This is a genomic window from Rickettsiales bacterium (assembly GCA_041396965.1).
Taxonomy (GTDB): Bacteria; Pseudomonadota; Alphaproteobacteria; order Rickettsiales; family SXRF01; genus SXRF01.
The window spans coordinates 928975-954273 of record JAWKXN010000001.1 but is presented as its reverse complement, the minus strand read 5'-3'; the positions used below and the strand labels follow the sequence as shown (position 1 = coordinate 954273).

The following is a 25299-nucleotide window of genomic DNA, read 5'->3' as shown; positions in this document are numbered from 1 at the left end:
TAGCTACTAATGCCTACTGCCTATTTTCCTATAACCTCCACTCCTCCCATATACGGTCGCAGAGCTTCTGGTACTATAATACTTCCATCCGCTTGTTGGTAATTTTCCAGTATAGCGACAATAGTACGACCAATAGCAAGACCAGAGCCGTTTAGAGTATGAACAAAGTTGGTTTCCTTCTCTCCACGAATTTTACTTCTCGCTTTCATCCGCCTAGCTTGAAAGTCACCACAATTTGAACAGCTTGAAATTTCCCTATAAGTATTTTGTGATGGAAGCCATACCTCAATATCATAGGTCTTTCTAGCTCCAAAACCAGTATCACCAGAGCAAAGCAACATCACCCGATAGTGCAAACCAAGACGCTTCAACACTTCCTCAGCGCAAGATAGCATACGCTCATGTTCCTGCTCTGACATACCAGCGGAGGTAACACTTACCATCTCTACTTTAGAAAATTGATGCTGCCTTATCATACCTTTGGTATCTTTTCCAGCAGATCCAGCCTCCGAACGGAAACACTGGCTGTATGCAGTCATCCGTATGGGCAAATTATCCATATCAATTATACTATCGGCGACTAAGTTAGTAAGTGAAACCTCAGAGGTTGGGATTAACCAATAACCATTTTCAGTCTTAAAAGAATCCTCAGCGAATTTCGGAAGCTGCGTCGTACCATACATAGCATTATCACGTACCAACAAAGGCACAGTATGCTCAGTATAACCAAATTCCTTAGTGTGTATATCCAGCATGAAAGAAGCAAGTGCCCGCTCCATACGAGCGATCGCGCCACGCAACACCACAAAACGGGAGCCGGAAAGCTTAGCGGCGTTATCAAAATCCATTAATCCAAGCGCTATACCCAAATCATCATGCGCCTTTGGTGTAAAATCCATTTCCGGTTTCTTGCCAACTACCTTAATCTCAACATTTCCGCTCTCATCCTCACCATCAGGCACGTCATCCGCTAAAATATTCGGCAGACTTTCAAGTATTATCTCAAGTTCACCATGACCATCCAGAGATGCCTGCAAACTATCTATCGCTTCATTATTTTTTTTGGACTCCTCCATAATAGATGAAGCGTCTTTTCCTTCCTTCTTTACCATACCTATTTGCTTGGCGAAATTATTGCGTTTTGCCAATAACTCTTGAAGCGTAGTTTGACCTTTGCGCTTTTCCTCATCAAGAGCGATAATCTTAGCCGATAAAGGCGCAAGCCCTCTCCTCTTTAACGCGGCGTCAAAATCATTAGGATTCTGTCTTATAAATTTAATATCATGCATTTTTATTCTTTCATTTCTTTATATTTTTTATCCTTATTCATACTTCCTATACCTTAAGATAGTTAATTACGTCTCATGTCTCTATAAAAATTCTCATGAGAACCCAAAGATAGTAATAATACGGTAAGTTCATCCTCAATATAAATATAGGCAAGTAGAGTCTGTTGCCCTAGCATAGGGAATTTATATACATAAATATCTGACAGGTCACCTTTTTTACGAGTACCAACTTCAGGATTTTGTACAATCACCCCTATAGCCGAATCAACAAATCCCCGCTGATTCGGTTTTAGTTTTTTATGTATTTTTCTAAATCTACTGGTTTGTTTGATTTTTATCATTTTCTGGCAATATAAAATCACTAACCTCGCCGTCTCTTACTTCTTCAATAGACAGCAACAACTCATGGATAAAACTATAAGGCAAATCAGGATTATCCTCAGCTATTTTGCCTATGCGTGACCAATGCTCGATCTGCTTTGGTAACGAACGGCTACAAGCGGCGGCATAACGCTTTGCCTCATTAATAAGATTATCAGATAATTTAACTGGCATAGACATAATTATATACTCCCAACAATAGTATTATACTACCATTAGCATCCTTTGTCTACTAATTGCTACTATCACTACCCGCATTCCTACATAAAATTATGGATATTTCATAAAGCATATATAACGGTATGGAAAGCGCTATCTGACTGAAAATATCTGGTGGAGTAATGATAGCGGCGACCGCTACGATAATAACTATAGCGTAACGCCTACCTTTCTTTAGGCTATCAAGCTTCATGATACCTGAGCGCACCAGCAAAACCAATATTACCGGAAGCTGAAAGGCAAGACCAAAAGCCACGATAAGATGGGTAACAAGTGACAAATAATCACTTACTTTCGCCTCTAACTGTATTGGAAGACTGTCACTCGCTCCTACCGATTCAAAACCCAAGAAGAAACTCCACGCAGCCGGAAATATCAGATAATAAACAAACGCCGCGCCAGCGATGAATAATAAAGGAGCGGCAACCAAATATGGCATTATCGCCCTTTGCTCATTCTTATATAAACCGGGAGCGAGAAATAAATAGAATTGCCCAGCTATAACTGGAAATGAAAATAAAAACCCAGCGAACACCGAGAGTTTAAGATAGGTCAGAAACGCCTCAGCAAGTCCGGTATATATCATCCGTCTACCCTGCTCTTCCGGCACCGCTTGCGCCAGAGGCTTTACCAAAAAAGCATAAATGTCCTCAGCGAAATAATAACTGACACAGGTCGCCGCAAAAAAAGCAAGCAAACTATATATAACTCTTCTTTTTAACTCTTTTAGATGCTCAAGCAAAGGTTGCTTTACAAGATCTTCATCTGTTCGTATCGTCATTTTTATTATCTTGACTAATGTTTAGCGATTCATCCTTCAACTCTATATTATCAATACTATAAGACTCATAATATTTTCCATCATCGCCTTTAATCATTTTTATATCAGCGTTTATCTCTTTCTCCATATCTTCAATTCCCGCTTCACGACTTATCTCGCTAAATGTCCGTCTAATCTCATCAGCAAAAGATCGTAGCTTACGAATAGCTGAAACTACTGACTTCATAACTACTGGTAAATCCTCAGCTTTAATAAAGACTATACCAATTATAGCCACTAGCAATATTTCAGAAATAGAAAGGTCAAACATGCTTCTAATTACAATTATACTCAATCTGAATAAAAACGAAAAACTATCTAACTATTATCTTTTGTTTCGTCTTTGCCATCAATCTTACCACCATCTTCACCTTTTAATCCCTCTCTAAGGGAACGGATAGATTTACCAACATCACCCATTATTTTCGGCAACCTTCCCGCGCCAAACAATAGCAATATAATAAGCAAAACTATCAATAATTGAGGTATACTGGGCATAAAGGCTCCTTTTTATAGATATGTAATCATACAAAAGTTATAGTCTAATGTCAGACAGTATACAAGAGAGTATTGAGGATAGGATTATAGCTTAAGTCTATAGCTACAGATACTTATTCTCTTTAAGCAGATAGTTTTGAACATAATCTTTTATCCCCTCGCTTAATGGAGTAAAGCTCGTATGGAATCCAGAGTTTTTTAACCTATCTATATTTGCCTGCGTAAAATATTGGTAATTTTTTACCAATTTTTCTGGCATATCAATATAGCTTATACGACCTTCATGACCTATAGCCTCAAAAATAGCGGCTGTCATTTCATTAAAACTACTAGCCTTCCCACTACCAAGATTAAACATACCGGATACTTTAGGAGTGATAAGGCACCAAAGTAGTACTTTGACCGCATCCTTAACATAAATCATATCCCTCTTTTGCTCACCATCCTCATATTCATCATTATATGAACGGAAAAGCTTTACACTACTATGTTCTATGGCATGAGTAGCTATCTGTGAGATAACACTACATTGATTACCTTTATGATATTCATTAGGACCATAAACATTAAACAGCTTAAAATTTACCCATTGTGGCGGCACAACCTCATCATTCGCTAATACTCTTGCCACATGATTATCAAATAAATGCTTACTCCAGCCATACGCTGAAAGCGGCACTAGAGAAGATAAGTAAGATAAATCCATGCTATCATCAAACCCATTCTCTCCATTACCATAAGTAGCCGAAGATGACGTATAGATAAAACGTGTTTTATTTTTTACACACCAATCCCATAGCTCCACAGAAAAAGTAAAGTTATTAGCGAGAATTAAATCAACCTTTTCCTCTGTCGTGGAAGAAACAGCTCCCAGATGGTATATGATTTCTATATTCTCCGCATTCTTATCAAGCCATGAGAAAAGATTTTCAGGGGTGATAACATCATATACCGGATGTTTTGACAGATTACGCCATTTACTATCAGCGCCAAAACGATCGCATATTACGACTTTATACGAATTACTATTTAGCAGCTCAGCTACCAGATTAGAACCGATAAAACCACCACCACCAGTTACGAGGATTGTTTTCATAGAACAAACTCTATAGATACTTTATTTAACCTATGAATAAATATATAGTAACATCACTAAAAAATGGTAAAATATTGATATTAAAGCAATTATAAATTAATACAAAAACCACAGAAAGACTAACATCATGATAAATAACAATAAAATATTAAACGACTTATCCAATCTAGCTAATTCCGCTGTTGGCAGAGCGATGGATATGAAGCAGGAAATAGACTCCATAGTCGCTTTCCAAATAGAAAAATTATTAAAAAACATGGAATTAGTGAGTAAAGACGAGTTTGATACCATGCAAGCCATGCTAGTTAAAGCTCGTAATGAGCAAGAAGAGCTAAAAAAACGTGTTGAATCGCTAGAAAATCAAGTTTATTCCTTAATAAACACCAAAAAATCCAGCAAATAGAATATATTAGTTTTTGCTGCATAACATATTGAATTATAAATATAAAATATTTTTTGTTCATTATTTGTTAAATTAATGGATTTTTGCTTCATTCCATGTCAGGATTAGAGTATAGATGGTTACGCCAAATCTCCAAGAGTGGCTGTATACCTGAATAACATCACTATATTTTTTGAGGGACACGCGATGAAATCAATGTTGATTGAAAATGATAAAATTTATAATCCGCTTGATATGGCCGAACTGGTAATTATGGATCGTGATTGGATATTTGATCGTCCAGCCGAAGGAGAGCTAGTCGCGGAGGTAAATGGGGTATGGTGCAACTACCGTATATGGTTCACATGGCAGGAAGAATCAGGCGGCCTTACTCTTTCTTGCTCTCTTGAAAGCAAATTTCCAAAAGCGTCAATAGCAAGAATCCATTCGCTATTAGCTTTGGTAAATGAGAAATTATGGCTTGGGCATTTCAGCCTTTACGCTGAGGATAACTCTATATTATTCAGGCATTCTTTATTACTGCGTGAGGGAGCCGGTACAACAGCCGAGCATCTACAAGAACTTCTTGATTTAGCTATCGGCGAATGTGAACGTTTTTACCCTGCTTTCCAATCTGTGGTATGGGGTGGCAAGACCGCCGCTGAGGCCATTGAGATAGCATTGTTTGAAACAATAGCTGAAGCATAGTTATTCTCTATGCTAGCGAATACCTCTTCTGATATTTCGGTGTTATTAGTAGGCTGCGGCAATATGGGAAAAGCCATATTGAGCGGATGGCATAAAAAACCACCTTACGGAGTTAACGAATTTTATGTCATTGAGCCTAACGGTCATTCTGATATACCGGTAAATGAGAATACCGTATTATTTCATGACTTATCGGAATTATCTTCTGATATAAAACCGGATATAATAATCCTAGCGATAAAGCCTCAACAATTTTCTGACGTGTTACCAAGATATAAAGAACGTTTTGGAACTTCTTCGCTTTATATCTCCATTGCCGCCGGAAGGACAATAGATTCTCTAGCGGAACTTTTAGGGGATGACGCGAAAATAATCCGAGCCATGCCAAATACTCCAGCGCTGGTAGGAAAAGCCATAACCGCTCTCACCGCCAATAACAATACCAGTGATGAGCAAAAAAAAATCGCCTCTATATTAATGGAATCATTCGGTAAAACTATATGGGTAGCTGAAAAAGATATGGATATTATAACTGCTATTTCAGGTAGTGGTCCGGCCTATGTTTTTCTGTTCATTGAGGCGCTAACCGATGCCGGAATAAAATATGGGCTTAACCGTGATACCGCCTCCACACTCGCTATGGCGATGGTACATGGCTCTGTTCATCTCGCCGAGAAAAGTGATAAAACGCTTAGTGAATTGCGTGACAACGTAACCAGCAAAGGTGGCACTACCGAAGCGGCTCTTAATGTTTTAACCGATAATGACTCGTTCAAATCACTTATTGAAAAAGCAATTTCCGCCGCCGCTAAAAGATCTGGGGAACTAAAGAGTTAAACGTTATACTATGGCGAGTGTAACGATAGCGTATTGCCTCTGCCTGTCTCCCATAACCTCAGCCCTATATCACCTACCATGAAAATAACGATAAATATCCTCAGCTTTATCTTTGCTAATACCTTCCACCTTCGCTATCTCCTCAATGCTGGCGGCGGCAATCGCTCTTGTTGAACCAAAATAATGTAGCAAGGCTTTCTTACGAACAGCGCCTATCCCGTCAATAGAGTCTATTTCTGATACTTTCATTGATTTACTACGCTTATTACGGTGCGCTCCGATAGCAAAACGATGTGCCTCATCACGCAAACGTTGCAGGTAATGCAAAACCGGACTTTCATAAGGCAGTTGAAACGGCTTTTTACTTGGCATGAAAAAATGCTCCCGTCCCGCATTCCTATCCTCTCCCTTTGCTATCGCCACATATATTATGTCATTAATAGCAAGTTCATTAAACACCTCCGTCGCTACACTTAACTGTCCGGCTCCTCCATCTATAAGCACTAAATCCGGTTTATCTTTCGCCTCTTCTTTTAACCTTGAGAAACGACGAATAAACACCTCACGCAACATAGCGTAATCATCACCTCCTCTTATCTCATCGTTTTTTACTTCTGAGTTTTTAATATCAAATTTGCGGTATTGGTTTTTTATAAAACCATCCTCACCCGCCACAATCATCGCCCCCACACGATTAGTACCACTTATATGGCTATTATCATAAACCTCTATACGTTTAGGCATATCTGGCAAGTCAAAAAGCTTCTTTACTTCCTCTAAAACAACCTTCTGAGATAAATTAGATATTATATGACGATTAAGAGCATCCTTAGCGTTGATATGTGCCTGCTTCATCAATTCGTGCTTATCGCCACGTTTTGGATTGATAATCTCCACATGGCAATCAGCACGTAAACTCAATGCCTCCTCCATAAGCTCTTTATTATCTAACTCCTCACTCACTAATAATAATTTAGGAACTGACTGTGATTGATAAAATTGAGAAATAAAGCTAGTGATAATCTCACTATCACTATGTTCTTTCGTATTGGTTGGAAAATAATTTTTACTGCCATAATTAGCTCCACCACGAAAACTAAATATGGTTACACAGCAATTATTATCTTTACGAACGATCGCCACCATATCAGCGTCCGCTATGTTAGCGCTACTCAATTTATTCTGCTGTTGTACTTGAGTTAATGATTGAATACGATCACGCAAAGTGGCGGCCTTCTCATAATCCATCAGCTCGCTGGCTTGCCTCATCTGTTCATTAAGCTCATCTTTTATCCGCTTACTTTTACCGGAAAGAAAATCATAAGCTTGATTAAGCAACTCATCATAATCTTCCTTACTTACGTAATCAACGCAAGGCGCGCAGCAACGTTTTATCTGATATTTAAGGCACGGACGTGTTCTGTTCTTAAAAATATTATCACTACACGAGCGCAACAAAAATACCTTTTGTAGTAAGGTAATCACCTCATCAACCGCGCCCGCCGAGACAAATGGACCAAAATATTTGCCTTTTTTACCCTTAGCTCCACGATATTTAGATATTCTCGGAAAATCGTGATTACCGGAGAAAAATATATAAGGAAAAGATTTATCGTCTTTGAGTAAAATATTATATTTAGGGGAATGTTTTTTGATCAAATTAGCCTCTAGCAGCAAAGCCTCAGCCTCTGAACGAGTAGTAACAATCTCAAGAGCGGCGGTTTGCGAGATCATATTTTGCAGGCGAGTATTAAGAGCCACCGTGTTTACATAATTCATTACCCTATTTTTTAGATTCTTAGCCTTACCAACATACAAACTATTGCCAGACTCATCAATCATCCGATAAACACCGGACGATTGTGGCATAGTTCGCAAATGGGATTTAATAACTTCCCGCCCCTTTTTCAATGATGTTTTATCTTCGCTCATAATAGATATTTATCTAATATTATCATATTTTCAAAGCCTTAAAATAGTCCACTATTTCTGTGGATAACTCTGTGAGCAACTAATATTCTTTTGCCTTTTATAAAGACTATATCTAGTGTTATTATAATTTGCCTATAAAATAGGCAGCATAATAATATATTGTTTTATATAGAAATTTTTTAATTCGTTACCGTAACATTTTATAAATTAATATTTCTTTTACTATATTGTATAAAAAATACAGATATTGTGTACAAAAATACTACCGATAATTATTTTTTATGGCTAACTAGGCAAAATATTCCTAAATTTATATCAATAAAAAATTGGGGTTCTATTTTTTAGTATTTAGTCACTGAAGTACTTAGTTGGCTCCATACTTTCATGAAGCACCCTTATGATCGTAAGTATAGAAGGTGTGATTTTATAATATATGATATGATGTTTAATCTTAAATCGCCTATATCCAATCTTGATTTCATCACAAGCAATACCCAAATTAGGACTGTTTGCTAGCAAATTAATACCATTAGCAAGTTCATCATAATATTTATCTGCTTGGCGCTCCCCATGAGTTTCAAAAGAATATAACCAGATATTTACTAAATCTTCCTCAGCGCGTGATTGCTTGTATATTTTAATCACCTAACCCAGCTTTTTTCTTTGCTTTTCGTTTTATAACTTCCATATCCAACTCTCCAGCATCGCCGCTTTTTTCACCTTCTATTAGGGCTAAGCGCAATGCCTGCAGTTTCTGTTCCTGTGCTTCAAGTAACCGTAAACTTGCTCTGATCACTTCACTAGCAGAACCATACCTACCTTGCATAATTTGCTCGTTAATGAATCCCTCAAAATGATCCCCCAGTGAAATACTCGTGTTTTTCGCCATACTTTAACCTCCTTATCTTATTACCAATAAATACCATATATTGGTAAATTATACAATAAAAAAATATTTGCTCATATAGTAGTATATAGCTTGTGGGAGACATATTACGATACCATCTTATCCTCTATACACCACTGGATCACTCATGGAGTTTTCTCTAAACCCTTTAAGGCGTAATATACAAGCGTCACAGTGCCCACAGGATTTTCCATAAACGTCAGGATCATAACAGCTTGTGGTAAGAGAATAATCAACACCAAGCCTTATTCCTTCCTCAATAATACTAGCTTTGCTAAGATTGATCAGCGGAGTGTGAATTTTTATTTTGTTCGCGGATTCAACCCCATAAGCGGTAGCGAGATTAGCAGTTCGCTCAAAAGATTCTATAAACTCAGGACGGCAATCTGGATAACCACTATAATCCACAGCGTTCACCCCAATAAAAATATCATACGCATTAAGCACCTCCGCCCAAGCAAGAGCAAATGAAAGGAATATGGTATTACGAGCTGGGACATATGTAATCGGGATACCAGAAGATAATTCCGTTTCATCCCTATCTTTTGGCACGGCAAGTGAGGATTCGGTAAGAGCTGACCCGCCAAATCCAGCTAAATCTATATTTACAATACGATGTTCCACCGCTCCCATTTTAGCGGCTATTTTCTTTGCTGCTGAAAGTTCATAATTGTGGCGTTGCCCATAGGAAAATGACAAGGCGTGTACGCTAAAACCTTGCTCTTTTGCCATTGCTAGAACAGTAGTTGAATCCAGACCACCACTTAATAACAAGACCGCTTTTTTTTCGTTTATCGCCATATTATTCCTTCCTAGAACTTAATCCTTAGTCCAAAGCACCTATTCTATCCCTAATATTTTGTGTGTCTGTAATGACAGGCGATAACCATTTTCAATGGCAAGCTCAAGAGCTAATTTTGTGTTAGCCTTATTCTTAACCACATCTTCCTCATCCATTGGCTGCACAAATACTGGAATACTATATTTGCTCTGACCTATTTCCACTACCTCTTTATATTTACCATCGCTTGCTGAAATAATAAATTTAAGCGCTGATAAATTTCGCAGCAAATCCTCACGAATCGGAGCATAACCTTGTCCGGTGTTTTTAGGAGAACAAACTATATCAACCTCCGCCGGTAGCTGCCTACATAGCGTACCATTAGTTTCTATCTGCACCTTAAATCCAGAGGATATTAGCTGTTCACACAACGGAGCTATATTTTGCCGAAAAGGCTCTCCACCAGTAATCACCACCAATTTCCTTACAAACTGACCATCCTGATTTAAGGATAATTCTTTTACCTTAGTCAAAACCTCATTTAGAGAAAGCTCTGTAAAACTCTCAAACTCCGTATCACAAAAATCACAAGCGAGATTGCACCCGCCAAGGCGAATAAAAACCGCCGGCATGCCAACATATATTCCCTCACCTTGCAAAGTAGCAAAAATTTCTTGTATGTCCAAATACTGACCATCACCGGATTTAGGCTTTCTTATGGGGTTATTACCGTGCATTTAGTTAGACCTATGGTTTATCTTGCTTGCGTGATTACATTTGTTTCATTATACCCATTTGTATTATCAATAATACAAATGAGTATCAAAACCGCAAGCCGAAAGCGTGGTTTTGTGCCACATAGCGGGCGTAAATGTATAAATAATGTGTAGCATTATTTATAGTAAATAACTATATTGTTAAATTCTTTAATAACCCAGCATCGTATAAAAACCACATGAAAAATCAAAAAAAACCACAAAAATCCCCTGATAACTGGCATTTTGAGACTAAATTAGTGCGTGGAGGACAGCTAAAAAGTAATTTTAAGGAAAGTTCAGAGGCTCTATTCCTTAACTCATCATACAGCTATGATAGCGCGCAAGAAGGCGAAGACCTGTTTAGCGGCAAGGAAGAAGGCTATAAATATGGTCGCTATTCCCACCCTAACCTCGCTATGCTTGAAGAACGTTTTGCCCTGATGGAAGACGCGGAAGCCTGCGCTGTTACCGCTTCCGGTATGGCGGCGTTATTCGCGGTTCTGATGTGTCAACTTAAAACTGGTGATCATGTGGTGGCGAATAGTGTGCTTTTCTCTTCATGTAGCTATATTATAACCAATGTATTACCTCGTTTTGGCATTAGCTATACATTAGTGGAAGCGGCTGATACGGAGGGATGGGAAAAAGCGATAACCGCAAATACTAAGTGTGTATTTTTAGAAACTCCGGCAAATCCAACACTGGAAATAGTTGATATAAAGATGGTAGCGGATCTGTGCAAAAAGCATGGAACACAGTTAATTGTTGATAATGTGTTCGCCATGCCATATGTCCAGCAACCATTAAAGCTCGGTGCTGATGTGGTTATCTACTCAACCACCAAGCATATTGATGGTCAGGGGCGTACATTGGGCGGAGCTATTCTTGGTAAGAAAGAATTTATTGACGAGACATTATTACCATTTGTCCGCCATACTGGTCCACACATGAGCCATTTCAACGCTTGGCTGTTGCTTAAATCACTGGAAACATTGCATTTAAGACTGGAGAGACATTGCGATAACGCCGAGAAAATCGCCGCTAAGCTGGAGAATCACCCGAAAATAGAGCGTATTATTTACCCATCCCTTAAAAGCCATCCACAATATGAGATAGCAAAAAAACAGATGAAAAATGGCGGAGCTATTATTAGCTTTGAGATAAATGGCGGCAAAGAAGCGGCGTTTAACTTTATGAATAATCTGAATATCATTGATATTTCCAATAATCTGGGTAACGCTAAAAGTATTATCACTCATCCGGCGTCCACCACCCACGCTAGTCTTGGTGCGGAGAAATTAAAGGAACTAGGCATTACCGACTCCCTCCTCCGCCTGTCAGTGGGCATTGAGAATGCTGATGATTTACTGGAGGATATTCTAGGGGCTTTGGGTTGATTATCAACATGTAACAAAAATTTAACAATTTTAATCATTTTATGTGTTAACATATCCTACATTTCCGTAAATTATTGTATAAAGCAAGATGATGGCTATGAAAATACCGCAACTTATAATCTCCGAAGGGAAAATATTAAGCGGCAGAACATTTGTTAAATTAAACAATATATATCACAAGCTCACCAGAGGGAATGATATAAAAACCCCACCTAAGCTTGTGGTTTCTGACGCTTATAAAGAATACTCTCCGGCTACGTATAATCCAGTCAGTCAGGCTATTGTTGTAACTCATGATTTAGCAAACAAAGCATCTCCTGATGAACTTACCGCTAAGGTGGGACATGAATTAGGGCATTGGGTAGGGATGCATAACGACCCACTCAATATACTAAAACTGCGTATTAATGAGAAGGAGGCAGATAGGATCGCCGTTCACCTTACTGGTGATAAACAGTTATTAAATAAATACCGCCAGATAGCCGTTACTAAAGAGGCTTATAATAATATACCGAAAGAAGATGGATTTTGGTTGAGAAACATTAAAAAAATTAACCTATGGGCAGGCAATCGTCTTGTATATGGTTCTCCAGAAACGATAGAAAAAAATATAATGGAAGGTGCCGATGCCATGGGAAGACAACATGTTGACAGGCTGATAGCCGAAAGAAATGCTGGATACTCAACGAGAGATGATAGTTTTGCTGGACAGCTTAAAAGAAGTGGTAAGATTCATAGGGAAAAAGCTGTAACCAACTTTCAAAAAGCAATTGGCAAACAAACTAACAGCATTGTAGAAAGGTTAAACAGATCAAGACAAAAAGCCGCAGAATTTAAAAAAGAATTATATGGCACCTCTCTGTAAATAAAGAAGAAGATAAGAAAAAATGTCCAGTTCAAGAAAATTTAGAGAAGTTATAGAAATAATAAAGAAATCTCCAAAAATAAAGGAGGAATTACTGGATTCACTGAAAAAAATGGGAACACCAATAACTGAAGAACGACTTGATAAAATAGCAAGCTACTACCCGTTAAATCCCAATGAAGGTGAAAGTATTGTTAAAGCATTACACAGTAGCAAGTATTTATCTTCGCCTCTACAGGAATGGCTTGATTCTGTTCCTAAATATAGGACAAATATAAAAAGTGTTCCTAGTAATATGGTCGATGAAATAAGCCATATAGGAGCACCGGAAGATGTTCTTGCTATGGAAAGTTTTGCAGACCCAATAAAACTTATGTCTACAAGTGACAAGCTCACATTTGCTAAACATCAAGCTAAAGGAGCTTGGGTTAATAGGCTTTCTATACCACAACTATACAATAAAAACATTCGTGCCGGTTATGATATGTGTGAAATACTCTCAACAGGTAGCTCTACCCCCCTGCCTTCTTCAGAAAAAAAAGAACTTTTTACGTATCCCAAAAAGCCTCCATTACTGCTTAAGAATCCTAAAATATCTGATGAAGAACGAAGAAATTTGCATAATTACCTATCTAAAAGCAACAAACCAAAAGAAGCACATACTGCTCTTGACGAGGCAATAAATAGAATTAACGAATCACATTTTGAATTGTATGTATTAAATAATAGAACGGACTGGATAAGATAAAGGATATTCTAGGGGCTTTCGTAAATATTCATGATTCGTAAAATAACAATAGATGATTTTGAGCAGTGGAAAAAATTAAGGCTTGAGGCTGTAAGACAATATCCACAATCATTTGGTCAATCTTATTCTGGTGTACAAAAACAAGATAGAAAATGGTGTACAGATTCTTTGAAAAATGGGGATATATTTACCTACGAACAAAACGGAAAAATGGTCGCTATAGCTGGCATATATTCCATGAAGCCAGAAAATATGCGCCATAGAGCTGTTCTCTTTGGCATGTATGTAAAGCCAGAGTTTCATAAGCAAGGGATAGCCAGCGCACTAATTAATCATATAATTGATGATATAAAACCATCTCATAAACAACTCCAATTAACTGTAACTACTACCAATAACCCCGCTATAGAGCTTTACAAAAAACATGGTTTTGTTATTTATGGAACAGATCCTGACGCACTATTAGTTGATGGTAAATATTATGATGAGTATTTAATGATAAAAAAGCTATAGATTGAGTAAAATTATGACCAAAGAAAAAATAACCATATTTGACACCACCTTGCGTGACGGCGAGCAATCACCGGGAATGTCCATGAATCTTGAGGAAAAGATCATGGTCGCTGAGGTGCTGGACGCTATGGGCGTGGATGTCATAGAGGCCGGATTCGCTATGGCGAGCAATGGCGATTTTGAGTCGGTGCGTGAAATCGCTGGTAGGGTTAAAAACGCTGTGGTTTGTTCACTGGCACGCGCTAAATCAGCTGATATTGAACGAGCGGCGGAAGCTATAAAACCAGCAAGGCGCGGACGTATCCATACTTTTATGTCTACCTCTGAGATTCACCTTACCCATCAATATCGCATAGACCAAGCCTCTTGCCTGGATATGATTAAAGACAGTGTAACGCTTGCCCGCAAGCACACTGACAATGTGGAATGGTCAGCGATGGACGCTACCCGTACCGAAACTGAATTCTTGATTAAAGCGGTGGAAACGGCGATAAAGGCGGGTGCTACCACTATCAACATTCCCGACACTGTTGGTTACGCGACACCTGATGATTATGGTCTACTGATAAAAACCCTAATAGAAAAAGCCAGCGGTGCCGACAAAGTGATTTTCTCCACTCACTGCCAGAATGATTTAGGACTTGCTACCGCTAATTCGTTAGCCGCTGTTAGAAATGGCGCTAGGCAAATTGAATGCACCATAAATGGTATCGGCGAACGAGCGGGCAATACCGCGCTTGAGGAAGTGGTAATGGCGATAAAAACCCGTGCTGATATGTATCCGTTTACAACCAACATTGACACCACCCATATTATGCGCGCTTCTCGCCTTATTCAAAACATCACCGGAGCTTTGGTACAGGTAAATAAAGCGATAGTAGGCGCGAACGCTTTTGCCCATGAGTCTGGCATCCATCAGGATGGAGTGCTTAAAAACGCCAGTACCTATGAAATAATGACACCTGAATCAGTTGGTCTTAGCAAATCCAATCTGGTTATGGGTAAACACTCAGGTCGCCATGCCTTTAAGGATAAGATAGCCTCGCTTGGTTTTGATCTGGGTGATAATGCGTTAGAAGATGCCTTCACCCGCTTTAAGGATTTAGCGGATAAGAAAAAAGATATTTATGACGAGGATTTAATCGCCTTGCTTGATAGCGAGTCACGGCGAGATGACGCTATAAAACTAGAATCACTACATATTACCTGTGGTACAGTGGGACCACAAACCGCTATGTTGTGTATCAGGGTTGATGGTGAGATACGAAGAGCGACAGTAGAAGGTAACGGACCAGTAGACGCGGCTTTTAACGCTATACGCGCGCTTGTTCCACATAACGCTACCTTGAAACTTTATCAAGTAAACGCAATCACACAAGGAACGGACGCTCAGGCAGAGGTGACTGTAAGACTAGAGACAAAAGAAGGTAAAATAATCGGCGGCAATAGCTCAAGCATTGATACAGTAGTCGCCTCCGCCTCCGCCTATATAAACGCTCTATGCAAGCTACAAAGAATTGAGGAACGTAAAGGATTAATGCCTAAAACGTAGGTAATACAGAATATTTTTTGGCATAATTAAAAAAGTGTGATGCTAGAATCTGCATAATTGCTTTATAAAACAATGCGATATACTGTATTTTTAAAAAAGGATTATAAAAGTGTCTAAAAACGCTGTGTAAAATGCGGTTTGAGCAGCATAAAAAGCAATGGCAAATTGCGTGGTCGTAAACGGTATCGTTGCAACTTGTGCTTACATCAATGGGTTGATAAGCGCGGCAAAAAAACCGACTATAAGCGTTACTATTTAGACTGGCTGCACAAACGCCGAACACTAGCAGAAATTGCTAGCATTCTTGATATTTCCATCCCCAAGCTCACCAAGGAATTTGATGCTCTTGAGTGGGCAGAAGGATTAATTTTTCCTGCCTCAAAAGAAGCGATTAACCTGCTCATGGATGCGTCTTTCTTCGGCAGAGAATATGGCTATTTCTGTGCGCATGATGGCAGCAGAATCATTTATTACCAAGAGATCAAAACCGAATCAGTGAAGCATTTGCGTGAAGCTTTGCATGAGCTTGTGCAGGCAGGATATTGCTTCAAATCAGTGACCATTGATGGGCGCAAAGGGTTTTATGAAAACATCAGAAAAACACTTGGTGGAGTACCAATTCAAATGTGTATTTTCCATCAAAAAGCGATTGTAAGGCGATATACTGGAAATAATCCAAAGCTCCGTCCTGCAAAGGATTTGAAGGAGTTGATGGAAAAATTATGCAATACCGAACCAGAAGATTTTGTGGCTCAATTTTACGCTCTGGCAGAGCAGCACAAAGGATTCCTGAATGCCAAAAAGGGTGGAAGATTTACGCACGGAAGGACGCGTTCTGCATATAATTCCGTGCAAGAAAATCTGCACAGGCTATTTACATACAAGGAATTTCCAGAACAGAATATTCCGCCAACAACCAACCATCTAGAAGGCTTCTTCTCTCACCTCAAGGAAAGAATAAATATCCACCGTGGGTTGAAACTCCATAGAAAGAAAAAAGCTATAAAAGCTTTCCTCAATTCTTTCTAAAAAGCATCACACTTTTTTAATTATGCCTATTTTTTAGTTTTCCAATCAGCGCAATGATTGAATTGAGGCGACCGCATCATCCGCGGTGTTAGCTATCATGCTTCTGTATGAGCCTTCTTTGCTTTTTGCTTTATCCTTAAATATATCGGCGTATTTAGTAACAGGTCTTGCTATGGGCTCTACCATATCGCTGGTCTTCGCCGCCACTTCTTTTATTCCACCCTGCAGATCATGAATAACACTATCAACAGTAGATTCTGCTTCTTTTTTTATATTAACAGCTTTACTTGCGGCTTTTTCTTTTTTTATACCACTCTCAAACGATTTGCCGCTTAAAAGCCCTCCCATTTCCGCTGTTAATTTAGACGCTATTTTAGGAAAATTCAGACCAAACAAAGAACCAAAACTTGCCATAACACCAACTGAGTAAGCAGTAACAGCGGCAGCGTTTGAAGCTACAGTATGCGGAATAATTGTACCAACAGCTCCAAATGTACCATAAGTAGCAAGTGTTGGCATAGCTATAACAGCAGCGGCAAGAATACCGCCCGCTATCGCACCAAGCGCAGCAAACGCAAGGGTAGACTTAATATTTATAAGCGGAGAATCGCCAGTCTCTTTTATAACACTAGCCTGTTTTTCTTTATCTTTGCCACTGAAAGAACTATCCTTACTAACCGCTTTAACAATAGCCTCAGCTGATCCAGCAGTACTTCCAGTTACCCCACCTACGGTAAAGCCTGTAGCCATTCCAATAGCTCCAAAAACAGCCATTGATGAAGGAAGAACACTTAAAGCTTCCGCTGCCCCTACACCAGCGATTACCGGAAAGAAGGGTGCTACAGCACCTACGGCAAGACCAGCAGCCAGCCCAAGCGCGCCAACCCCCCATAAAGCAGAACTACGCCTTTTCCATGTTGTCTCAAAAATTTCTTTAGCCTTGCTATCCATTTTCACTTTTCTATGTTAATCAAGAACATAACTACCAATCATAAGATTATCATAGATTGAGGATATAAGCAAAAATGATTTTATTAAGCTTTTATTACACGTAAATCACTATATTTCACACGGTTATAGAAATGTTACAGTGAAGAATGAGTCCCATCACAGAATGGTTGTTTTTTAGTGTGTTTACAACCACATAGGTAAACTAATTTACTTTCCTCAGCCTTCCACACCAGCGGAGAAAACCCCGTTCCGGAATGAGAACCATCACAAAATGGCTGACTATTACTTCTTCCACAAGAACACCAAGCGTAACTCTTACCAGCTACCAACTCCACCTTATATGGCGATTTTTGTGCTATCACAGGTTTTTCCATAATTTTATCCCTCTAGCTCATTAATCATACTACTTATAACATTAAGACCTTGCTTCCAAAATTCTGGATTACTGGCATCTAGTCCAAATGGCGCTAGCAACTCCTTATGACGCAACGTCCCACCAGATTCTAGCATAGATAAATATTTCTTCTCAAAATCAGGAACGCTACCACTTTCATAAACAGCGTAAAGAGAATTTACCAGACAATCCCCAAAAGCGTAAGCATACACATAAAAAGGTGTATGAATAAAATGTGGTATATAAGTCCAAAAATACTGATAATTACCGTGAAGGCTAATAGCCTCGCCAAGACTTTCTGACTGAGTTGCCATCCATATATCACAAATACGCTGAGCACTTAACTCTCCATTCTTACGCTCATCGTGAACCACTCTCTCAAATTCACAAAATGCTATTTGGCGGACAACTGTATTTAACATGTCCTCAACCTTAGCGGCTATTAAATACTTCCTTCTTTCTGCATCCTCTTCCCTATTTACTATTTCACGAAAAGTAAGCTGTTCGCCAAATACCGAAGCTGTCTCAGCAAGGGTAAGCGGCGTATCACACATAAGAGCGCCTTGCTTCGCAGATAGCATCTGGTGCACACCATGTCCAAGCTCGTGGGCAAGAGTCATTACATCTCGTGATTTACCCTGAAAATTAAGCAATAAATACGGATGCACAGAAGGAACCGTGGGATGAGCGAAAGCCCCAGGTGATTTTCCTTCCAGCACTGGTGCATCAATCCACGATTTATCAAAAAAATTCTTCCCTATAGTCGCAAGATGAGGCGAAAACTTATTATAAGAAGACAAAACTAGCTCTTTCGCTTCCTGCCAGCTATATTTACGGTCAATATCTTTGGGAAGCGGAGCATTCCTGTCCCAATAATCAAGCTGTTCCTTACCAAACCACTTAGCCTTTAGAGCGTAATAACGGTGAGACAAATTACCATATGACGAACGAACGGAGGAAATCAGTGCCTCTACCACTTCATCTTCTATATAATTACTAATATTACGAGCTGAAATAGGGCTTGGGAATTTACGCCACCTATCCTCAACCTCTTTATCCTTAGCTAGGACATTAGTGATCATAGTGAAGATTTTTGAGTTAGCTGCAAAAACATCACCTATCACTAAAGCTGCTTTCTGACGGGTTGCCGCTCCTTTGGCTGATAGTTTATTAAATATTTCTGGCTCGGTAAGTTCCTTCCCATCGTATGGAAAACGCATATCACTTATCGTCTCGTCAAAAAGCCTAACCCATGCTGAACCACCTGTTACGCTCTTTTCCAATAATATTTTTTCTAGCTCATCAGAAAGCTGATAAGGCTTTAACGCACGAATATCACGAAGCCATGGGCTATATTTACTCAACTCTGATTCTTTTAACTTTTTATCTATTCTATCATCAGCGATTTTATTAATGGACAGTATAAAAAATAATATGGACGATGACAGCTCTGTTAATCTTTCCTGTATGTTCTGATAGAATCGAACATTTTGTGGAAGACTCATATTTTTAGCGAAAACCAAAGAAGCGAAAGAGCCTATCTTGCCAAATAATTCCTGAATCATCTCATATTCAGATATAGCCAGAGCCAGTTGACTAACGTTAAGTTCGTTAACTTTCCCCTCGTAGTCTTGAACGAATTTCCTACACATATTACCAAGACTCGTAAGTTCAATCTCTATCTTAGGATCATCAATTGATGAGTAAAAATCTGAAAGATCCCACTGTGGGAGCTCTTCATAAGCTTCCTCTGTCATATTACTAACCACTGTCAACCTAAAACCTCTCTCTAACTAAATTATACTCACTACGGATAAAAATATTAGATATTTTTATTCAATCTTTGGCAGCCCAGCACCTCCAAAATCATCATTTTGTGGGCGAGCTGGTGCTCTAGGTAAGACAGGCAACCTCTTAGGTGGAGATTTTGACATCATTGAACCTGACATTAATGACGTCATAATCTCAGCAAGAGTAGTCTTTCCAATATAGAAAAGACCTCCTCTCTTCCGTTTTATCGTAAAAGATATATCTTTTTTATCATAAATAGGTTGTCCAATAGCTTGCACCAAGAAATTCTCTATTAATTCCTTATTTTGTATAGCTATTATCTCACTAGCTAAAAATTCTTGAAGATTTTTAATATCTATTTTTATATCTCCAGATGGCATTGAATCTCCCTTTGTGTTCGCGAGCTTACCTTTTACATCTACAGAAAATTCAGGATTAGAGAAAACAAATTTCTTGATCTCTATATCCATAGCTCTCCTATCAACCTCTTCATGTATATTAGAATCTGAACTATCATCTTTCGTAGGAGTTTTAACGACTTTATTAGGAGTAATATTTTCCTCAGCTGTATTAGTTTCCACTTCAAAAGCGTAAGGGCTGGAAGCCGTCTCGCCTATATGCAACTCCAAATCTGACATATTAAGTTTATAATTGCCGATTATAATATTATTTTCCACATTCAACACTTCATTAGAGATACTCTCCCACCCGCCTATGGATATAGATGTATTTCCGTTTTTAACAAACCGCAATCCGGTAAATTTATTGGTAGAGTTAGTTCCTTTACCGTCTTTTGTTGGAACAAACTCAATTACAGGCGCTTCATCAAAGGTCAAATCAAACTGTTTATCACCAACATCTATTTCCAAATTTTTCTTTCCATCATTCTCAACAGTGTTAACCTTTGGAGCAAAAAAAGAAATTTGCTTTGGAAAAACCAGCTTATGACTGGAAAAAATAACATTATTATCCAAAATATTTGTATAATAATAAGATAAAGGCTCTGACAATTTAAGATAGCCAACCGGTATATTTGTTTGTAAAACTGTAAGCGGCTTGTCTACCTCTACCACCAGAGTTCCTGAATTAACCGGATCAAGCGATATGTCAACCTCATCAACTGACAGCTTCCATATAAGTGGATTTTTTAGATTAATCGTCCGCATATCTATAGAAACATCATGTATTACCGCTCTTTTATTATATCCCCATCCTTTCATTTCTATATCACCATGAGCAAAATTTATTTCCTTATCATATTTCCAGCCAATATTCTCAAGTTTAGTGGATAATTGCTCAAGACCAGCCTTCACTGAGCTTTTATTCAGCATTAAAGAACCAACACCAAACCATACAATCCATAAGACAAAAGGAACCAAAACTATAAGAAACCATATCATTGGTAGTTTCTTTTTATCACCTGAAGATTTCTTTGAGGAAGACTTAAAAACCATAACCATTATCCCCTTATTGTACAAAATTTAGTATTATAAGCAGCTTAGCGACTACGATCCAACATATAGTTTTCTAAAAAAAAAACAATAAAAATAAACAGGTACTATATAAGGCTTATATTCCTAGTAGCTGATGGTAAGGTTACTCTAATGCCATCCAGAGCATCAGACATAATTATTTGGCAACCAAGACGTGAGGTATGAGTTAGCCCAAACGCGAGATCTAGCATATCTTCTTCATCTTCCGTCGCTTCCTTTAATTTATCATACCACTCAGGATCCACAATCACATGACAGGTAGAACAGGCAAGAGAACCTTCACAAGCTCCTTCAAGAGGCACGGAATTACGGTGAGCCGCCTCCATTATTGATATTCCATTTGGTACTTCTACGGTCTTTTCACTTCCATCAGCATATACAAAATTTATTTTTGGCATTTGAATTTTCCTACATTCTTTTCTCAATTATAATATATTAATAATTATCCATATTCGTCATATTATTTACTATACTTTGGATTTGCAATTTCAATACTGGCAAGTGGCTATTTATAACTTCCCTAATCCTAGAAATATTAACTGTACCATACCCATGAATTATACGGTGACGCATACCAATAATATCAACCCATGGTATATTTTTGTTATTTTCCTTTAGTTCATACGAAATCTTACCGCACGCCTCACCAATAATCGCTATCTCATAGGCAATAGCCATTAATGTCTTTCTTTCCTCTAAATTAGAATCCTCGAGGAACTGTTCAATATCAGATATTGCTTTTAATATATCATTCAAACGAATAATATCTGGGTTTATCTTTTCACTCATACCTATAACGTCACGGCTTCATTTAATATATATTGCTTGAACTCTTCACGAATCACATCATCTCCAATAACATCAACATGCTGCCCTATAACTTCATTTAACTCTCTTTCAAGTCCTGCCTCATCAAGCAATGACGCTTTTGGCAAAAAACTTACCAAAATATCTATATCACTGTCCTCTTTCGCGCTTCCTCTTACCACAGAGCCGAAAATTCTAATATTCTCAGCATGATATTTCGCCGCGATAGCAAAAATCTTATCTTTATAATTAGAACGCAATTCCTCAAGCAACATACAAAAGACCTTTATTTATAGAAAAACATTAACATATTATAATCTGGATATTTTTTATATCAATCATTTACCTATCTTCACTCCTTTTAACGCAGAGCCTACCGCTTTGTCCATTCTTCTTTGCGCGAAAGGTTCAGCGATTTTTGCAAGCTGTTGAAGCTCAGCGTCTATATAATCACGATCCTCACCTTCTATAGCGTTTCTAAGCACCATAACCTGTCGTTCTATTTTTCTCCATTCTCCTTCTAATAACAAATTAGAATCTTGTTCTAATGCGCTATTAAGCTCTATTATAGAGCGATTAGCCTCAACTCTTGCCTCTACCAACAAACGTTCTGTTATATCTTCCTTCGCGTTTTCCATACTATCCATGAGCATTTTTTCCATTTCTTCCGGCTCTATTCCATATGACGGTTTAACAGCTACAGTTTGCTTAGTGCCAGTAGTTTTTTCCTCAGCGGACACGGTAAGCAATCCATCAGCGTCTACCGAGAAAATTATGCTGATTCGCGCGACACCAGCGGGAAGTGGTGGAATACCGGAAAGCTCAAAATTCGCCAGCGACCTATTATGCGCTACCATCTCTCTCTCACCTTGCACCACATGGATTTTTAGTCCAGTCTGCCCATCCTGATAGGTAGTAAATTCTTGCTCAACGGAAGCTGGGATTGGAGTATTACGATAAATTAGTTTTTCAGTAAGCCCACCCATCGTCTCAAGCCCGAGTGATAAAGGCACAACGTCAAGCAGCAAATTATCAGAGCCATGTGTAAGCCCTTGCGCTTGAAGTGCTGCTCCGATTGCCACCACCTCATCAGGATTTACATTAGTAAGCGGCTTTTTAGCGAAAAACTCTTCCACCTTATTTATAACAAGCGGCACACGGGTAGAACCACCAACCATTACCACACCTTTTATATCAGAAATAGTAAGTTTAGCGTCCTCAAGTACCTGCTCACAGACCAAGATAGTTTTCTCTATCATAGGATTTATGATAATCTCAAAATCATCTCGGCTAAGACTTAAGTTTTTCTCCTCATACACAATGTCTATATTGCTCTTCTCACTAAGCTCTTGCTTCGCGTCACGGGCTATCGCTATAAGCTCATTAATTTTCTCGCTACTTAATTGCGCTCCTTTCTGTCCAGTCTCAGCAAGCATCCAAGCCACTATAGCGTGATCAAAATCATCACCACCAAGCATGGTGTCTCCACCGGTCGCAAGCACCTGAAATACACCCTTTTCCATTTTAAGCAATGAAATATCAAAAGTCCCACCACCAAGGTCATAAACGGCGTAAATACCCTCAGCTTCATTATCAAGCCCATAAGCAAGAGCGGCGGCGGTTGGCTCGTTTATCAAGCGTAACACCTCAATCCCAGCAAGCTTCGCCGCGTCTTTAGTAGCTGTACGTGCCGCGTCATCAAAATAGGCAGGTACAGTAATTACCGCTTTTGCCACTTCCTTGCCTACCGCCTTTTCGGCGTTAGCTTTAAGGTAACGTAAAATATCCGCTGATATTTCAACAGGTGTAAGCGCACGCCCCCCTATTTTCAGGCGTACCATGCCACCGTTTTCACTCTCCTCTATATTATACAGCGAGTTGTTTAGTATTTTTTTTATATCATCAGTTCCTCTACCCATAAGTCTCTTTACTGATGAAACAACATTTTCCTCACCACGTGACGCACGCAATTTCGCGCTATAACCAACCTCCACTTCACCTGTATTATCATAATAAACAACTGACGGCACTAAGGCGTGCCCATGAATATTATGTAAGACCTCTGCTTTATCATCACTAGCAAGAGCTACCACGCTATTAGTCGTGCCAAGATCTATCCCAACCGCTACCACGTCCGTATGAGGAACAGGTGTCTGCCCAGGTTCATGTATTTGTAATAAGTTCATTTTTCATTCCTAGTTTCAATAAGAGATTTTCTGTCTACAGTGCCGTTTCTAACAGAAACCTTTAATCCGTTACTCAACTTAATGTCTTTGTCATAAACACGTTCATATTTTTGTCCAGAAATTATAAAAGCCGCATTTCCATCCGCATCAGATTGATGCGTTGATGAGTAAAACTCTATAGAATCGCCATTATCTAATTTTATACCGGTAATATAAGAAAAAAAACACGAATCTATTATCATAATAGGAATGTCTTTATGGTAGCTCAAAATATACCTACCATTTTTCAATGAAGTAAAGTTCTTATCAGTAAAAACATACATTTCACATTTATCTTGCCTAATTTCTTTGGGAATATCACTTGCTTTATAAGGGTAGAGAATGGTTCCATCATTCAGGACAAACTTCATATACTGTTCCATCTCTGCAAAAGCAGAACTACTGAATAGACAAAATATTAACACCAATATTTTTAATATGTACCTCATTTAGCATCCTCCAGCATCTTCATTAAATATCCAAGACGTAAAACTTCTTGTGCCATATCAGAAAATTTAGAGTTTTTATAATGATTAGCAACCAAATTCTGTGATTCTTCCACTAACCTTAAAACCTCATCCTTGCTAATATTAGATTCACGCAGTTCCATAACCTCCATCAACAATTCATTTGCTGGCTTTACACTATCTTTATCCGTGCCAACAATAATTCCTTGAAGTTCTAACAAATGTTGCGCCCGCTTCAGCGGATTCTTAAGAACATCATAGGCTTTATTTATATCCGCCGATTTTTGTAGAGCCTGTATTTTCTCTTCTGCTGACTTACCGATAAAACGGTCGGGGTGAAATAGTCGTTGCGCCTTGAAATATTCTGACTCAAGATTAGAAATATCTATGTCAAAAGCTGGATTTAAGTTAAATAGTGAAAAATACATAAGCGTGATTAGTGTCTAGTGTTTAGTGTTT

The 25299-nt window shown here is 38.6% G+C and carries 31 protein-coding genes; 9 read left to right on the top strand and 22 right to left on the bottom strand.

Features of this window, described 5'->3' with window-relative positions:
• Window positions 1–20 precede the first annotated feature (20 nt).
• From serS to rfaD, 7 genes are all read right to left on the bottom strand, one after another.
• The gene (serS, locus tag R3D71_04880) at window positions 21–1289 is read right to left on the bottom strand and encodes a serine--tRNA ligase (GenBank protein ID MEZ5690983.1); all 1269 of its coding nucleotides are present in this window, start codon (window positions 1287–1289) and stop codon (window positions 21–23) included.
• A gap of 62 nt (window positions 1290–1351) precedes the next feature.
• The gene (locus tag R3D71_04875; protein MEZ5690982.1) at window positions 1352–1630 is read right to left on the bottom strand and encodes a type II toxin-antitoxin system RelE/ParE family toxin; all 279 of its coding nucleotides are present in this window, start codon (window positions 1628–1630) and stop codon (window positions 1352–1354) included.
• On the bottom strand, window positions 1605–1850 hold the full coding sequence (locus R3D71_04870; protein ID MEZ5690981.1) for a ParD-like family protein: 246 nt from the start codon (window positions 1848–1850) through the stop codon (window positions 1605–1607). The genes R3D71_04875 and R3D71_04870 overlap by 26 nt, the downstream gene beginning before the upstream one ends.
• 52 nt (window positions 1851–1902) lie before the next feature.
• Complete coding sequence (tatC, locus tag R3D71_04865; protein MEZ5690980.1) at window positions 1903–2670, bottom strand: twin-arginine translocase subunit TatC; 768 nt, start codon at window positions 2668–2670, stop codon at window positions 1903–1905.
• Window positions 2651–2980 (bottom strand): hypothetical protein, encoded by a 330-nt coding sequence (locus R3D71_04860; GenBank protein ID MEZ5690979.1) that lies wholly within the window; start codon window positions 2978–2980, stop codon window positions 2651–2653. The genes tatC and R3D71_04860 overlap by 20 nt, the downstream gene beginning before the upstream one ends.
• Before the next feature lie 47 nt (window positions 2981–3027).
• Window positions 3028–3207: a twin-arginine translocase TatA/TatE family subunit gene (gene tatA / locus R3D71_04855; protein MEZ5690978.1), complete on the bottom strand. Its 180-nt coding sequence runs from the start codon at window positions 3205–3207 to the stop codon at window positions 3028–3030.
• A 103-nt stretch (window positions 3208–3310) separates the two neighbouring features.
• A complete protein-coding gene (gene rfaD / locus R3D71_04850) occupies window positions 3311–4303 on the bottom strand; it encodes an ADP-glyceromanno-heptose 6-epimerase (GenBank protein MEZ5690977.1) in 993 nt (330 codons plus the stop codon).
• Window positions 4304–4430: 127 nt separating this feature from the next.
• Between rfaD and R3D71_04845 the strand changes: the two genes are divergently transcribed.
• The 3 genes from R3D71_04845 to proC all read left to right on the top strand — a co-directional run bounded on the left by R3D71_04845 (window position 4431) and on the right by proC (window position 6230).
• Complete coding sequence (locus tag R3D71_04845) at window positions 4431–4706, top strand: accessory factor UbiK family protein (protein MEZ5690976.1); 276 nt, start codon at window positions 4431–4433, stop codon at window positions 4704–4706.
• A 186-nt stretch (window positions 4707–4892) separates the two neighbouring features.
• The gene (locus R3D71_04840; protein MEZ5690975.1) at window positions 4893–5393 is read left to right on the top strand and encodes a YbjN domain-containing protein; all 501 of its coding nucleotides are present in this window, start codon (window positions 4893–4895) and stop codon (window positions 5391–5393) included.
• Between the two features lie 9 nt (window positions 5394–5402).
• Window positions 5403–6230, top strand: coding sequence for a pyrroline-5-carboxylate reductase (gene proC / locus R3D71_04835; protein MEZ5690974.1), 828 nt, complete (start codon window positions 5403–5405; stop codon window positions 6228–6230).
• 69 nt (window positions 6231–6299) lie between these two features.
• Here proC and uvrC read toward each other — a convergent pair whose 3' ends face one another.
• The 5 genes from uvrC to R3D71_04810 form a co-directional block, all read right to left on the bottom strand.
• Window positions 6300–8162 (bottom strand): excinuclease ABC subunit UvrC, encoded by a 1863-nt coding sequence (gene uvrC / locus R3D71_04830; GenBank protein MEZ5690973.1) that lies wholly within the window; start codon window positions 8160–8162, stop codon window positions 6300–6302.
• Window positions 8163–8510: 348 nt separating this feature from the next.
• Entirely contained in the window at window positions 8511–8807 is a 297-nt protein-coding gene (locus tag R3D71_04825) for a type II toxin-antitoxin system RelE/ParE family toxin (GenBank protein MEZ5690972.1), read from the bottom strand.
• Window positions 8800–9051, bottom strand: a complete 252-nt coding sequence (locus tag R3D71_04820) for a type II toxin-antitoxin system ParD family antitoxin (GenBank protein ID MEZ5690971.1) — start codon at window positions 9049–9051, stop codon at window positions 8800–8802. The genes R3D71_04825 and R3D71_04820 overlap by 8 nt, the downstream gene beginning before the upstream one ends.
• A 117-nt stretch (window positions 9052–9168) precedes the next feature.
• Window positions 9169–9870: a 7-cyano-7-deazaguanine synthase QueC gene (gene queC / locus R3D71_04815; protein ID MEZ5690970.1), complete on the bottom strand. Its 702-nt coding sequence runs from the start codon at window positions 9868–9870 to the stop codon at window positions 9169–9171.
• A gap of 39 nt (window positions 9871–9909) precedes the next feature.
• Window positions 9910–10587, bottom strand: coding sequence for a 7-carboxy-7-deazaguanine synthase QueE (locus R3D71_04810; protein ID MEZ5690969.1), 678 nt, complete (start codon window positions 10585–10587; stop codon window positions 9910–9912).
• A 218-nt stretch (window positions 10588–10805) separates the two neighbouring features.
• On the opposite strand from R3D71_04810, the gene R3D71_04805 reads away from it, so the two are divergent.
• The 6 genes from R3D71_04805 (at window position 10806) to R3D71_04780 (ending at window position 16712) form a co-directional block, all read left to right on the top strand.
• Entirely contained in the window at window positions 10806–12005 is a 1200-nt protein-coding gene (locus tag R3D71_04805; GenBank protein MEZ5690968.1) for an aminotransferase class I/II-fold pyridoxal phosphate-dependent enzyme, read from the top strand.
• A gap of 97 nt (window positions 12006–12102) precedes the next feature.
• Window positions 12103–12870 carry a M48 family metalloprotease gene (locus R3D71_04800; GenBank protein ID MEZ5690967.1) on the top strand — a complete coding sequence of 256 codons (768 nt, stop codon included), beginning with the start codon at window positions 12103–12105 and terminating at the stop codon, window positions 12868–12870.
• 22 nt (window positions 12871–12892) lie between these two features.
• Window positions 12893–13618 carry a hypothetical protein gene (locus R3D71_04795; protein ID MEZ5690966.1) on the top strand — a complete coding sequence of 242 codons (726 nt, stop codon included), beginning with the start codon at window positions 12893–12895 and terminating at the stop codon, window positions 13616–13618.
• Window positions 13619–13648: 30 nt separating this feature from the next.
• Entirely contained in the window at window positions 13649–14131 is a 483-nt protein-coding gene (locus tag R3D71_04790) for a GNAT family N-acetyltransferase (GenBank protein MEZ5690965.1), read from the top strand.
• Window positions 14132–14144: 13 nt separating this feature from the next.
• Window positions 14145–15683 carry a 2-isopropylmalate synthase gene (locus tag R3D71_04785; protein ID MEZ5690964.1) on the top strand — a complete coding sequence of 513 codons (1539 nt, stop codon included), beginning with the start codon at window positions 14145–14147 and terminating at the stop codon, window positions 15681–15683.
• A gap of 138 nt (window positions 15684–15821) precedes the next feature.
• Window positions 15822–16712 carry a hypothetical protein gene (locus tag R3D71_04780; protein MEZ5690963.1) on the top strand — a complete coding sequence of 297 codons (891 nt, stop codon included), beginning with the start codon at window positions 15822–15824 and terminating at the stop codon, window positions 16710–16712.
• Between the two features lie 45 nt (window positions 16713–16757).
• On the opposite strand, the gene R3D71_04775 is transcribed toward R3D71_04780, so the two are convergent.
• The 10 genes from R3D71_04775 to hscB form a co-directional block, all read right to left on the bottom strand.
• On the bottom strand, window positions 16758–17663 hold the full coding sequence (locus R3D71_04775) for a hypothetical protein (GenBank protein MEZ5690962.1): 906 nt from the start codon (window positions 17661–17663) through the stop codon (window positions 16758–16760).
• Window positions 17664–17797: 134 nt separating this feature from the next.
• Window positions 17798–18037 (bottom strand): CDGSH iron-sulfur domain-containing protein, encoded by a 240-nt coding sequence (locus R3D71_04770; GenBank protein ID MEZ5690961.1) that lies wholly within the window; start codon window positions 18035–18037, stop codon window positions 17798–17800.
• Window positions 18038–18041: 4 nt separating this feature from the next.
• Window positions 18042–19814 carry a M3 family oligoendopeptidase gene (locus tag R3D71_04765; GenBank protein MEZ5690960.1) on the bottom strand — a complete coding sequence of 591 codons (1773 nt, stop codon included), beginning with the start codon at window positions 19812–19814 and terminating at the stop codon, window positions 18042–18044.
• A 75-nt stretch (window positions 19815–19889) separates the two neighbouring features.
• Complete coding sequence (locus tag R3D71_04760; GenBank protein MEZ5690959.1) at window positions 19890–21302, bottom strand: hypothetical protein; 1413 nt, start codon at window positions 21300–21302, stop codon at window positions 19890–19892.
• A 104-nt stretch (window positions 21303–21406) separates the two neighbouring features.
• On the bottom strand, window positions 21407–21739 hold the full coding sequence (locus R3D71_04755; GenBank protein MEZ5690958.1) for a ferredoxin family 2Fe-2S iron-sulfur cluster binding protein: 333 nt from the start codon (window positions 21737–21739) through the stop codon (window positions 21407–21409).
• A gap of 37 nt (window positions 21740–21776) precedes the next feature.
• Window positions 21777–22130, bottom strand: a complete 354-nt coding sequence (locus tag R3D71_04750; GenBank protein ID MEZ5690957.1) for a HepT-like ribonuclease domain-containing protein — start codon at window positions 22128–22130, stop codon at window positions 21777–21779.
• Window positions 22131–22132: 2 nt separating this feature from the next.
• The gene (locus R3D71_04745; protein ID MEZ5690956.1) at window positions 22133–22423 is read right to left on the bottom strand and encodes a nucleotidyltransferase family protein; all 291 of its coding nucleotides are present in this window, start codon (window positions 22421–22423) and stop codon (window positions 22133–22135) included.
• Between the two features lie 63 nt (window positions 22424–22486).
• Complete coding sequence (gene hscA, locus R3D71_04740) at window positions 22487–24334, bottom strand: Fe-S protein assembly chaperone HscA (protein MEZ5690955.1); 1848 nt, start codon at window positions 24332–24334, stop codon at window positions 22487–22489.
• A complete protein-coding gene (locus R3D71_04735) occupies window positions 24331–24822 on the bottom strand; it encodes a hypothetical protein (protein MEZ5690954.1) in 492 nt (163 codons plus the stop codon). Before R3D71_04735 ends, hscA begins: the two co-directional genes overlap by 4 nt.
• Window positions 24819–25268: a Fe-S protein assembly co-chaperone HscB gene (gene hscB / locus R3D71_04730; protein ID MEZ5690953.1), complete on the bottom strand. Its 450-nt coding sequence runs from the start codon at window positions 25266–25268 to the stop codon at window positions 24819–24821. The genes R3D71_04735 and hscB overlap by 4 nt, the downstream gene beginning before the upstream one ends.
• Window positions 25269–25299 lie beyond the last annotated feature (31 nt).

What these genes read in the sequence shown, in the direction of transcription:
- tatC (MEZ5690980.1), bottom strand. Translation starts at nt 2,670, where the DNA reads ATGACGATACGAACAGATGAAGATCTTGTAAAGCAACCTTTGCTTGAG.
- R3D71_04805 (MEZ5690968.1), top strand. Translation starts at nt 10,806, where the DNA reads ATGAAAAATCAAAAAAAACCACAAAAATCCCCTGATAACTGGCATTTT.
- R3D71_04840 (MEZ5690975.1), top strand. Translation starts at nt 4,893, where the DNA reads ATGAAATCAATGTTGATTGAAAATGATAAAATTTATAATCCGCTTGAT.
- uvrC (MEZ5690973.1), bottom strand. Translation starts at nt 8,162, where the DNA reads ATGAGCGAAGATAAAACATCATTGAAAAAGGGGCGGGAAGTTATTAAA.
- R3D71_04870 (MEZ5690981.1), bottom strand. Translation starts at nt 1,850, where the DNA reads ATGTCTATGCCAGTTAAATTATCTGATAATCTTATTAATGAGGCAAAG.
- proC (MEZ5690974.1), top strand. Translation starts at nt 5,403, where the DNA reads ATGCTAGCGAATACCTCTTCTGATATTTCGGTGTTATTAGTAGGCTGC.
- R3D71_04770 (MEZ5690961.1), bottom strand. Translation starts at nt 18,037, where the DNA reads ATGGAAAAACCTGTGATAGCACAAAAATCGCCATATAAGGTGGAGTTG.
- hscA (MEZ5690955.1), bottom strand. Translation starts at nt 24,334, where the DNA reads ATGAACTTATTACAAATACATGAACCTGGGCAGACACCTGTTCCTCAT.
- R3D71_04775 (MEZ5690962.1), bottom strand. Translation starts at nt 17,663, where the DNA reads ATGGATAGCAAGGCTAAAGAAATTTTTGAGACAACATGGAAAAGGCGT.
- R3D71_04810 (MEZ5690969.1), bottom strand. Translation starts at nt 10,587, where the DNA reads ATGCACGGTAATAACCCCATAAGAAAGCCTAAATCCGGTGATGGTCAG.
- R3D71_04875 (MEZ5690982.1), bottom strand. Translation starts at nt 1,630, where the DNA reads ATGATAAAAATCAAACAAACCAGTAGATTTAGAAAAATACATAAAAAA.
- R3D71_04735 (MEZ5690954.1), bottom strand. Translation starts at nt 24,822, where the DNA reads ATGAGGTACATATTAAAAATATTGGTGTTAATATTTTGTCTATTCAGT.
- R3D71_04760 (MEZ5690959.1), bottom strand. Translation starts at nt 21,302, where the DNA reads ATGGTTTTTAAGTCTTCCTCAAAGAAATCTTCAGGTGATAAAAAGAAA.
- R3D71_04745 (MEZ5690956.1), bottom strand. Translation starts at nt 22,423, where the DNA reads ATGTTGCTTGAGGAATTGCGTTCTAATTATAAAGATAAGATTTTTGCT.
- R3D71_04765 (MEZ5690960.1), bottom strand. Translation starts at nt 19,814, where the DNA reads ATGACAGAGGAAGCTTATGAAGAGCTCCCACAGTGGGATCTTTCAGAT.
- R3D71_04755 (MEZ5690958.1), bottom strand. Translation starts at nt 21,739, where the DNA reads ATGCCAAAAATAAATTTTGTATATGCTGATGGAAGTGAAAAGACCGTA.
- R3D71_04790 (MEZ5690965.1), top strand. Translation starts at nt 13,649, where the DNA reads ATGATTCGTAAAATAACAATAGATGATTTTGAGCAGTGGAAAAAATTA.
- R3D71_04800 (MEZ5690967.1), top strand. Translation starts at nt 12,103, where the DNA reads ATGAAAATACCGCAACTTATAATCTCCGAAGGGAAAATATTAAGCGGC.
- queC (MEZ5690970.1), bottom strand. Translation starts at nt 9,870, where the DNA reads ATGGCGATAAACGAAAAAAAAGCGGTCTTGTTATTAAGTGGTGGTCTG.
- hscB (MEZ5690953.1), bottom strand. Translation starts at nt 25,268, where the DNA reads ATGTATTTTTCACTATTTAACTTAAATCCAGCTTTTGACATAGATATT.
- R3D71_04785 (MEZ5690964.1), top strand. Translation starts at nt 14,145, where the DNA reads ATGACCAAAGAAAAAATAACCATATTTGACACCACCTTGCGTGACGGC.
- rfaD (MEZ5690977.1), bottom strand. Translation starts at nt 4,303, where the DNA reads ATGAAAACAATCCTCGTAACTGGTGGTGGTGGTTTTATCGGTTCTAAT.
- R3D71_04795 (MEZ5690966.1), top strand. Translation starts at nt 12,893, where the DNA reads ATGTCCAGTTCAAGAAAATTTAGAGAAGTTATAGAAATAATAAAGAAA.
- R3D71_04820 (MEZ5690971.1), bottom strand. Translation starts at nt 9,051, where the DNA reads ATGGCGAAAAACACGAGTATTTCACTGGGGGATCATTTTGAGGGATTC.
- tatA (MEZ5690978.1), bottom strand. Translation starts at nt 3,207, where the DNA reads ATGCCCAGTATACCTCAATTATTGATAGTTTTGCTTATTATATTGCTA.
- R3D71_04860 (MEZ5690979.1), bottom strand. Translation starts at nt 2,980, where the DNA reads ATGTTTGACCTTTCTATTTCTGAAATATTGCTAGTGGCTATAATTGGT.
- R3D71_04845 (MEZ5690976.1), top strand. Translation starts at nt 4,431, where the DNA reads ATGATAAATAACAATAAAATATTAAACGACTTATCCAATCTAGCTAAT.
- R3D71_04750 (MEZ5690957.1), bottom strand. Translation starts at nt 22,130, where the DNA reads ATGAGTGAAAAGATAAACCCAGATATTATTCGTTTGAATGATATATTA.
- serS (MEZ5690983.1), bottom strand. Translation starts at nt 1,289, where the DNA reads ATGCATGATATTAAATTTATAAGACAGAATCCTAATGATTTTGACGCC.